The organism is Rhodococcus sp. MALMAid1271, from assembly GCF_049195265.1.
In the GTDB taxonomy this organism is placed as follows: Bacteria; Actinomycetota; Actinomycetes; order Mycobacteriales; family Mycobacteriaceae; genus Rhodococcoides.
Genome location: NZ_JBMIRQ010000020.1, coordinates 36,297 through 44,624 on the forward strand (window position 1 = coordinate 36,297; position 8,328 = coordinate 44,624).

The following is an 8,328-nucleotide window of genomic DNA, read 5'->3' on the forward strand; positions in this document are numbered from 1 at the left end:
TCTCGTTTCTGTAGACAGTGTCCATACCCGGTCGGGGCGGTCTCACTCCCCGCTGTCGTGGCGAGATGACAGACTGTCCCGGTGAACGCGCGAACCAGGAACAACGTCAGGGTCGTCGGGGCTGCCGACGGGCCCGTCGTCATGCTGGCGCACGGGTTCGGATGTGACCAGACGCTGTGGCGGTCGGTGACCGAGCTCTTGGCTCCCGAATTCCTGGTCGTCCTGTTCGACCATGTGGGTTCGGGGGCATCGGACCCGGCAGCCTGGGACGCCGAGAAGTACGCCGGCCTCGATGCCTACTCCGACGACATCATCGATATCGCCGCAGATCTCGACCTGCGCGGGGCCACGTTCGTCGGCCACTCGGTGGCGTCGATGATGGGCGTTCTCGCGGTCCCGAAGGCCCCCGAGCGATTTTCCAAACTGGTGTTGCTGACGCCTTCTCCCCGGTACATCGACGACGGCGACTATCGCGGCGGTTTCAGCGCCGAGGACATCGACGAACTGCTCGAATCATTGGACAGCAATTATCTGGGCTGGTCGGCGTCGATGGCTCCGGTCGTCGTGAACGCACCGGAACGTCCGGATCTGGAGAACATGTGGACCGCCAGCTTCTGCCGAACCGATCCGGCATGCGCCCGGGTGTTCGCCCGTGCCACCTTCTTGGCCGACAACCGAGCGGATCTGGCGTCGGTTGCTCTGCCAACTCTGATCGTCGATTGCGCGCGGGATTCGCTGGCTCCGCCTCAGGTCGGTAGGTACGTACGCGACCACATCGCCGGTGCCACGTTGACGACCATCGACGCAAGCGGGCACTGCCCGCACATCACCGAACCCGAGCGGACCGCCGAGGCGATTGCGACGTTCGTGAGATCCTCGTGATCAACGACCTCGACATCGAGGATCTGTACGAGAACGCTCCCTGCGGCTACCTGTCGGTCCTGCCTGATATGACCATCGCGAGGCTGAACGCGACACTGGCCGGTTGGCTCGGCTTCGAGGTCGACGCGTTGATCGGGACCGACTTCACCCGATTGCTCACTGCGGGCGGACGTATTCATTACGAGACGCATTTCGGTCCGATCCTGCAGATGAACGGCCAGCTCGACGGCATCGCACTGGATTTCGTGACCTCGGATCGCCGGCGGATACCGGTCTTCATGACCGCCAATGTCAAGGCCGACGACGCGGGAGTTCCGCTGTTGATCCGGATCACCGCCCTCGATGCGAGGGATCGCCGCACCTACGAACGCGAGTTGCTCGAGTCCCGCACGCGAGCGGAGCTACTGGCCAGGACGCTGCAGCGGTCGCTGTTGCCGCCCGCGCTGCTGCCTCCGTCGGGGATGACGGCCGCTGCGCACTATCACGCGGCCTCCAGTGACGAGCTGGGCGGCGACTTCTACGATCTGTTCCCGTTGTCCGAGGACCGATGGGGTTTTTTCCTCGGGGACGTGTGCGGCAAGGGCGCGGCCGCTGCAGCGGTGACCTCGTTGACGCGGTACACGCTGCGTGCGGCCGCGGTCTACGACAACGACCCAGTGGCAGTGCTGCACAATCTGGATTCGGTTCTGCGTCAAGAGTTTCGTGACAACAACGCACAGTTCTGCACTGCGGTGTTCGGAGTGCTGTGCCGGTCGGCCGGCGGATTCGAGGTGTGCATGGCCAACGGCGGCCATCCGCCTCCGTTGGTGATCCGCGCCGACGGCACCGCGCACTACGTCCACATGACCGGCGGTCAGCTGGTGGGACTGCTCCGCAACGCGCGGTTCGTATCGACCACCGTGACGTTGAATGCGGGAGATACGTTGATGCTGTACACCGATGGTCTCACCGAGGCGAGGGTGGGCCGAGGACGCTTCGACGACGAGGGCGCGCTGCTGGAGTTCGCAACCGAGCATGCCCCCACTGCTCCGGCCGCACTGATCGACAACTTGCAAACGCTGTTGAACAGCTTCGGCGACGGTCTCGTCGACGATGTCGCGCTGATGGCGCTGGGCGTTCCCCCTGCGTCGGCAGTGCCCTCTGCGTCGACAGCTCCCTCAGTCCAGGGCGGCGAGAGCTGACTCCAGGTCCGCGTGCAGGGCGAATTCCTGATCCAGCCCCATCAGCTTGATCGGACGACTGGTGGTGGGACCGTCGGCGACGACGGAGTACGCAAGTGTGTCCCCGTGGTCCTTCTGCGTCGTGGCCAGCACCGTCATCGCGGCCGAGGCCAGGAACGACACGGCCGAGAGATCTACGATCAATGCCGAGGGCGTCGATGCGACCTGTTGGTCGATCGCGGTGGCGAGGGCCGGTGCGGTCGTGACATCGAGTTCGCCGGCGACCGCGACGACGGCCACATGGCCATCGTTGCTGGACTGAATCGAGAATCCGGCGGTGTTGCTGTCGGCTGGCATCTGTACTCCTGAATCTGTACCCGTCGCGCTCGTCGGCGGGGTTGCGAACCATTCAATCAGTAGTTACTACCGGAAGGTGACCTGCGTTCCCCTGAGTGCGGGTGCGCCGAGCGTCGTCGTCCAGGACGGCACCGCGGCGGGATCGATTCCGGTGGCCCCACCGTAGACGACGGCCAAGGTCTGCTGCTCGGTGACCGACCCCGCGTAGGAGGCGGGCACGGGGGAAAACTGCGGAACCGGAAGTGCCGAAGTGTCCTGTTCCCCGGGGTTTCTCGACGGCACCTGGTACGAGCCGTCGTTGGGGGAGCCGCCGGGGTACTGCGGGAAGTACTCGCCCGCCGAGCGGTCGAGGGAGGAGTAGCAGGTCGGCCCGCGCTCCTGCTCGAACAATCGCGGTTCGTCCTGGTTCGGCAGGTACCGACCCTTCGGGTTGACCAACGGCATCGAGACATTGATGCCGGGGTACTCGTCGCCGACGCCGGTGACGATTCTGCCGCGCCGGGCACCCTCCGCGAACTGGGCGACGGTGCAGCCGACGGCCGGAGAGAACTGGGCGAGGACCTCGAGTGCTTCGCGAGAGTTCGCGGCCAGCCCGATGACATCCGCCGAGTTGGCGTCGAGGAAGTCGGCGGTCGTGCCCGAGGCCGACGTCAGCGAGGAGTACAGCGTCTCGAGGGCAGGCCGCTTCTGGACGATGGTGTTGCCGGTGGTCCGCAGGTTGTCCAAGGCATTGATCAGCTCGGGAGCCGCATCGGAGTAGGTCTGCGAGAAGTCGGCGAGTCCGCGCAGGTCCTCCTGGATTGCGGGCAACTCGGTGTCGAGCCCGGCGAAGATGCTCTCGAGTCTGTCGATCGTGAGGCCGAGTTGCTCGCCGCGACCGCTCAGACCCTGCGCCAGCGCGCCGAGAGTGTTGGCCAGGTTCTCCGGCGGCACGGCCTGGAGCAGCGGCAACAGGCCGTCGAGTACCTGTCCGACCTCGATGGCGTTGCCGCTGCGATCCTGCTTCAATACCGTGCCCTCGGTGATCGGTGCCCCGGGTCTGCCCTCCGGTAACACCAAGGCGACGTACCGCTCGCCGAACAGCGTTTTCGGTAGCAGTCGCGCGGTGGCGTTCGACGGAATCATCTCGGCCATGTCCGGTTCGATGGCCAACTCCGAGGTGACCACGCCCCCGGCCGTCGTCGCCGATCGCACTTCACCGACGATCAGGCCGCGAACTTTGACATCAGCGTTGCGGGGAAGTGCGTTGCCGACGGAATCGGTCTCGAGCGAGACGGTCACCACGTTCGCGAACGTCTTGTTGTACGAGGTGATGGACCACCCGACGAAGACGACGATGAGCACGACGAGAGTGATTCCGAGGAGTCGGTTCTGCACCGGCGAGGGGGAGCCGGTCATTGCAGAGTCGAGACGACGACAACAGCCATGCCGCGAACCTTAGTGGTACACAGCGTCACACTTACTACCGAAGATCGGTTTGTGAGATGGACCTAGCACTTCGGTCGAAGTGTGATGTGTGTCACGCCTTGTCAGGCTGCTACCAGCTGAGTGGAATGGAACCAGTCACCCCGTCCACCTTCACGCTGACGGCCGATGACGTATCGACCCGGCACGATTCCGGTGGCTCCGTGTTCGGGATGAATGAGGTACGCCGTCTGCGAGTTGGTCAGGACGCCCAGAGCGAGACCTCGAACGTCGTGGACGGGACTGGCCCATGAGCAGATGCCGCCGTCGGCAACCATGCTGTGCGGATTTCGGCCGCACTGACCGACCGCACCGGCTATTGCGAACACAGGACTCGGGCACGCCGGGAGAAACACGAGCTACTCGGGTGGCGTCGGCTCGACTCTCGACGATGTCGAAGATCGTGCGGATGCGCTGTTGAAGCGGCTTGACGAGTTCGTCGAGGCAGAAGTGCCGGAGTGTGGTCGGCCGTTCGTGCCGCGGCTATCGTCCTCGCCTGTTCAGGACACCTTTCGGGCGTGAAGACGCTCGACGAGACCGAGGGTGAACCGATCGATGTCCTCGATGGAGAAGGTCTCGTCACCAGAGATCGTGAGCGAGGGTCGGCGCAGAAAATGCTCTCCACCGACCGGGATGCTCACCAGTTCCAGGCCGCGTTGGATCCAGCGAACCGGCCGGATCGATGAGGCGACGTGATCGGCGAGGAGCAACGTTCCACCTGGACGCAGCACTCGCGACATTTCCGCGAGCGCAATGTCCGTGGCGGGGATGGCGCAGAGCGAGAACGTGCACACCACGGTGTCGAAGGATGCATCGGGAAAGTCCAGTGCGTGAGCGTCCCCGAGAGTCAGGTAAGCGTCGGGTCTGACGTCGGCGGCGCGAGTATGCGCCTGCGCGAGCATGTCCGGGCTCAGCTCGATTCCGGTCAACGATGTCCCTGCCGGGTAGTGCTCGAGATTGAGTCCCGTTCCCACTGCGACCTCGAGAACCTGGCCTCGGGCGCGACTGCAGATCCAAGACCTTGTGTCGCGGAAGAGGACTCGGTCGAGGATGGTCATGTGCTTGTCATAGCCGGCCGCTTGCTTGTCCCAAAATCGCTGCCACCGGGCGAGGCGGTGCGTTGGATCGACAACCATCGCTCAGTGCTCCCGGGCAGGCGCGATGGGTGCCGCGTCGGTGCGGGAGGCTTCGGACCCGGGGTGAGCCGCGAGATAACGCTTCTTGACCAGTTCCGATTTCTCCGCTTTGCGGGGGTTCGTCAGGTCACGGGGCAGCATGTGCCGCACGAGGCGGCGTTGCCGATTCTCTTCCATGTACGAGGCGGTGAAGAACATCGAGAGCAGGACCGCCAGGAGCACCATGGAACCACGCAACCACAGCTCACCCGGAAAGAACATGAACACGGCGTAGATGGGAAGAAACGGAACCTGGCCGCGAATCAGGTGCCGAACGACGGCGTGATCACCCGTCAGATCGTGGGCCACCCAGTCCGTCATGGTCGAGGGAAGAGTGCGGCCGAAGGCGTAGCCGACCCACTGCCACGGTGTCGGGCGGGCCCTGTGGCGGTTCATCGGGCCGGGGTCACTGTGCTCTGGCGCATCCCCAGCCGCCTCATTGCCAAGCTGCTCGGGCACCATCCGACTGCCGAGTACAGCAGTAGATTCCCGCCGACGAATGCTGTCAGGGCATGCCAGCGGCGGTTGTGCACGGAACCGGCGGCGAGGCTGGCGAGGATCATGGTGCCCGCCAGCGCGGGGACTGCGCGTTCGATACTCGGTCCGCCCGGACCGATGAGGGTGTCGGTGCATGACATGAGGTCGAGTCTCAATTCTGTGAGTGTGGTGCGGCACCACATGTATACCCCAGGGGGTAGTAATTATCACCCACTATACCCCATGGGGTACCGTGCTACGGTTCCTTCATCTTCCCGACCAGTAAGGACACACAGTGAGTTCTACGGACGTTCGAACCGACGAGAGTTCGGCCGACAGTTCGCCGCCGGACATCACCGGCGGGCCGTTGGCGCGGTTCGGTGCGCGCATGGCCGGCAATTTCACGTGGGTGGTGACCGCGTGGCTGGTGGTGATCATCGGACTGGGTGCCTTCGCGCCGTCGGTGTTCGGGTCTCTCGCCGGTGCTGGTTGGCAGGCCAACGGATCGGAGTCGGTCCAGGTTCGCGAGCTGGCTCAGGAGCATTTCGGCGGGAACTCCTCGGCGGCGATCCAGGTGGTCGTGCATTCGGACACCGAGCAGGTGTCGGATCCAGCCGTCCAGGCCGTCGTCTCCGAGGTCACCGACATTCTGGCCGGCGACTCGCGGATTTCCGAGGTGATCGCCCCGCAGCCGGGAATGTCGATCAGTCCCGACGGACGCACCGGAATCATCATCGGTGGGGCGAACGGGACCACCGACGAGATGGTCAAGGCGGTCGACGATCTCAAGGGCGAGCTGACCGGCGCCTCCACGGACTCGATCGAGGTCTACCCGACCGGAGCGTCGGCGCTGTGGAGTGATTTCAACAAGGCCAATCATGATGCGATGATCAAGGCCGAAATCATTTCCTGGCCGGTCACATTGGCGATCATGGTGCTCGCTTTCGGTTCACTCGTCGCCGCCGGACTACCGCTGCTGCTGACCCTGGCGGGCCTGGTCGCATCGGCGGGTGCCCTGGTTCTGCTGAACGAGATCACACCGATCTCGGTGTGGGCGATGAACTTTGCGCTGATGTTCGCGCTGGCTCTGGGTATCGACTACGCACTGTTCCTCGTCGTGCGGTTCCGCGACGCGCTCCGCAAGACCATCGACGCCGGCCAGATGGATGCTCGGCGGGCGGTGGCCGAAACCATGGACACCGCAGGCAAAGCCGTTGCCTTGTCCGGTCTCACGGTGCTCATCAGCCTGTCCGCCGTCCTGCTGGTACCGGCCCCCGCGGTTCGCACCATGGCCGTGGGCATCATGCTCGCGGTGATCTTCGTGCTTGCTGCCACCCTCACGTTGCTGCCCGCGGTGCTGGGCAAGCTCGGCCCCAAGGTCAATGCTGCTTCCCTGCCTTTCGCGAAGCGGCAGGAGCACCGCTCGCCTCGATTCGCCTCCTGGGGTCAGGTGCTGCACAAGTATCCGTGGCCGTTCGCCATCGGCTCGCTGCTGATTCTGGTGGCACTGACGCTTCCGGTGTTCGGCCTCAAGGTCGCCATGCCGTCGATTTCGGTGGTGCCCGAGGACGCTCCGGTGCGGCAGGGCTACGAACTGGTGCAGGCGCAGATGGGTGAGGGTGCCCCGGGCATGCTGCAGATCATCGCTCCGGCTTCGGAAGCGGAGCAGACCGCGCAGATCGCCGCGAGCGTGGACGGCGTGTCGATGGTGACGCCGCCGATGCCCGCGATGGACGGCTCCGATTACGTCATGTTGCAAGCCATTCCGGACGTCGACCCGTCTGATCCGGCACTCGCGGCCACTCTCGACACACTGCGTGCCGAGCTGCCCGAGGGCGCGATCGTCGGCGGTGCACCCGCGGAGAACCTGGACCTGCAGACGGCGTTGAACGACTATCTGCCCATCGTGGTGTCGGTCATTCTGGTGCTCGGATTCCTGTTGCTGCTGATCGCGCTGCAGGCACCGCTGATCGCGTTGCTGGGCACTGTGGTGAGTTTGCTGTCGACCGGTGCGGCGTTCGGTGTCGCGAAGCTGATCTTCCAGGACGGGCATGGCGCGTCGTTGCTCGGTTTCACCCCGCAGGGCTTCCTGAACGGCTGGGGCCCGGTGTTCTTCTTCGCGATGATTTTCGCGATTGCGATGGACTACACGGTGTTTCTGTTGTCGAGCGTCAAGGAGCACTACGAGAACACCGATGATCCGCACGGGTCGCAGGTCGACGGGATGGCGCATTCGGGGCGGGTGATCTTTGCTGCGGCAGCGGTGATGGTCGCGGTGTTCTTCTCGTTCGCGCTCGCCCAGCCGCTGCCTCCCAAGGAGATGGGAATCATTCTGGGTGTGGCCGTACTGTTGGACGCGATTTTGATCAGATTGGTCCTGCTGCCGGTACTCCTGCGCCTGACCGGTCACGCCGCGTGGTGGTCCCCCGCGTGGTTGCGTGCGGTGTTGCCGAAGATCGGCTTCTCGCACGGCTGACACTCGGACAGCTGAGACTCGGACGGCTGAGACTCGGACAGCTGACACTCGGACGGCTGAGACTCGGACGGTGGTGGGCGAGCGTGGTGTGCTCGAGCCTTCACCGTCCGTTACCCCAGGGGGTAACCTGGGGTTACTCGAACGAAGGATTGATGGACATGACCGGTGATACCGAAAGCATCGCATTGGTATTGAACCGCCTACGGCGTGCACAGGGCCAGCTGTCAGGCGTGATCGCCATGATCGAAAGTGGCCGTGACTGCAAAGACGTCGTCACCCAGCTGGCTGCGGTGTCGAAGGCGCTCGACCGGGCCGGGTTCAAGATCGTCGCCACCGG

The 8,328-nt window shown here is 64.4% G+C and carries 9 protein-coding genes and 1 pseudogene; 4 read left to right on the forward strand and 6 right to left on the reverse strand.

What is annotated here, in order from left to right:
* Positions 1-81: 81 nt before the first annotated feature.
* Together ACOQFP_RS00965 and ACOQFP_RS00970 are read left to right on the forward strand one after the other, a co-directional pair.
* Positions 82-882 carry an alpha/beta fold hydrolase gene (locus ACOQFP_RS00965; protein ID WP_421583169.1) on the forward strand — a complete coding sequence of 267 codons (801 nt, stop codon included), beginning with the start codon at positions 82-84 and terminating at the stop codon, positions 880-882.
* Positions 879-2,063, forward strand: coding sequence for a SpoIIE family protein phosphatase (locus tag ACOQFP_RS00970; RefSeq protein WP_341243527.1), 1,185 nt, complete (start codon positions 879-881; stop codon positions 2,061-2,063). Before ACOQFP_RS00965 ends, ACOQFP_RS00970 begins: the two co-directional genes overlap by 4 nt.
* On the opposite strand, the gene ACOQFP_RS00975 is transcribed toward ACOQFP_RS00970, so the two are convergent.
* From ACOQFP_RS00975 to ACOQFP_RS01000, 6 genes and pseudogenes are all read right to left on the reverse strand, one after another.
* Positions 2,040-2,399, reverse strand: a complete 360-nt coding sequence (locus tag ACOQFP_RS00975; RefSeq protein WP_206491148.1) for an STAS domain-containing protein — start codon at positions 2,397-2,399, stop codon at positions 2,040-2,042. The two genes, ACOQFP_RS00970 and ACOQFP_RS00975, sit on opposite strands and share 24 nt — an antisense overlap.
* A gap of 66 nt (positions 2,400-2,465) precedes the next feature.
* A complete protein-coding gene (locus ACOQFP_RS00980) occupies positions 2,466-3,797 on the reverse strand; it encodes an MCE family protein (RefSeq protein ID WP_206491147.1) in 1,332 nt (443 codons plus the stop codon).
* A 131-nt stretch (positions 3,798-3,928) separates the two neighbouring features.
* Positions 3,929-4,159: pseudogene (locus ACOQFP_RS00985) on the reverse strand (hypothetical protein); the annotation flags it as partial.
* Between the two features lie 204 nt (positions 4,160-4,363).
* Positions 4,364-4,921 (reverse strand): class I SAM-dependent methyltransferase, encoded by a 558-nt coding sequence (locus ACOQFP_RS00990; protein WP_241257132.1) that lies wholly within the window; start codon positions 4,919-4,921, stop codon positions 4,364-4,366.
* An 81-nt stretch (positions 4,922-5,002) separates the two neighbouring features.
* Positions 5,003-5,434: a DUF5313 family protein gene (locus ACOQFP_RS00995; protein WP_206491145.1), complete on the reverse strand. Its 432-nt coding sequence runs from the start codon at positions 5,432-5,434 to the stop codon at positions 5,003-5,005.
* Complete coding sequence (locus ACOQFP_RS01000) at positions 5,431-5,676, reverse strand: YgaP family membrane protein (RefSeq protein ID WP_206491144.1); 246 nt, start codon at positions 5,674-5,676, stop codon at positions 5,431-5,433. The genes ACOQFP_RS00995 and ACOQFP_RS01000 overlap by 4 nt, the downstream gene beginning before the upstream one ends.
* Before the next feature lie 134 nt (positions 5,677-5,810).
* Here ACOQFP_RS01000 and ACOQFP_RS01005 point away from each other — a divergent pair, with 134 nt between their 5' ends.
* The gene (locus ACOQFP_RS01005; RefSeq protein WP_421583170.1) at positions 5,811-7,991 is read left to right on the forward strand and encodes an MMPL family transporter; all 2,181 of its coding nucleotides are present in this window, start codon (positions 5,811-5,813) and stop codon (positions 7,989-7,991) included.
* Positions 7,992-8,149: 158 nt separating this feature from the next.
* The coding region (locus tag ACOQFP_RS01010) for a metal-sensitive transcriptional regulator (protein WP_421583173.1) at positions 8,150-8,328 on the forward strand (179 nt) is incomplete at its 3' end.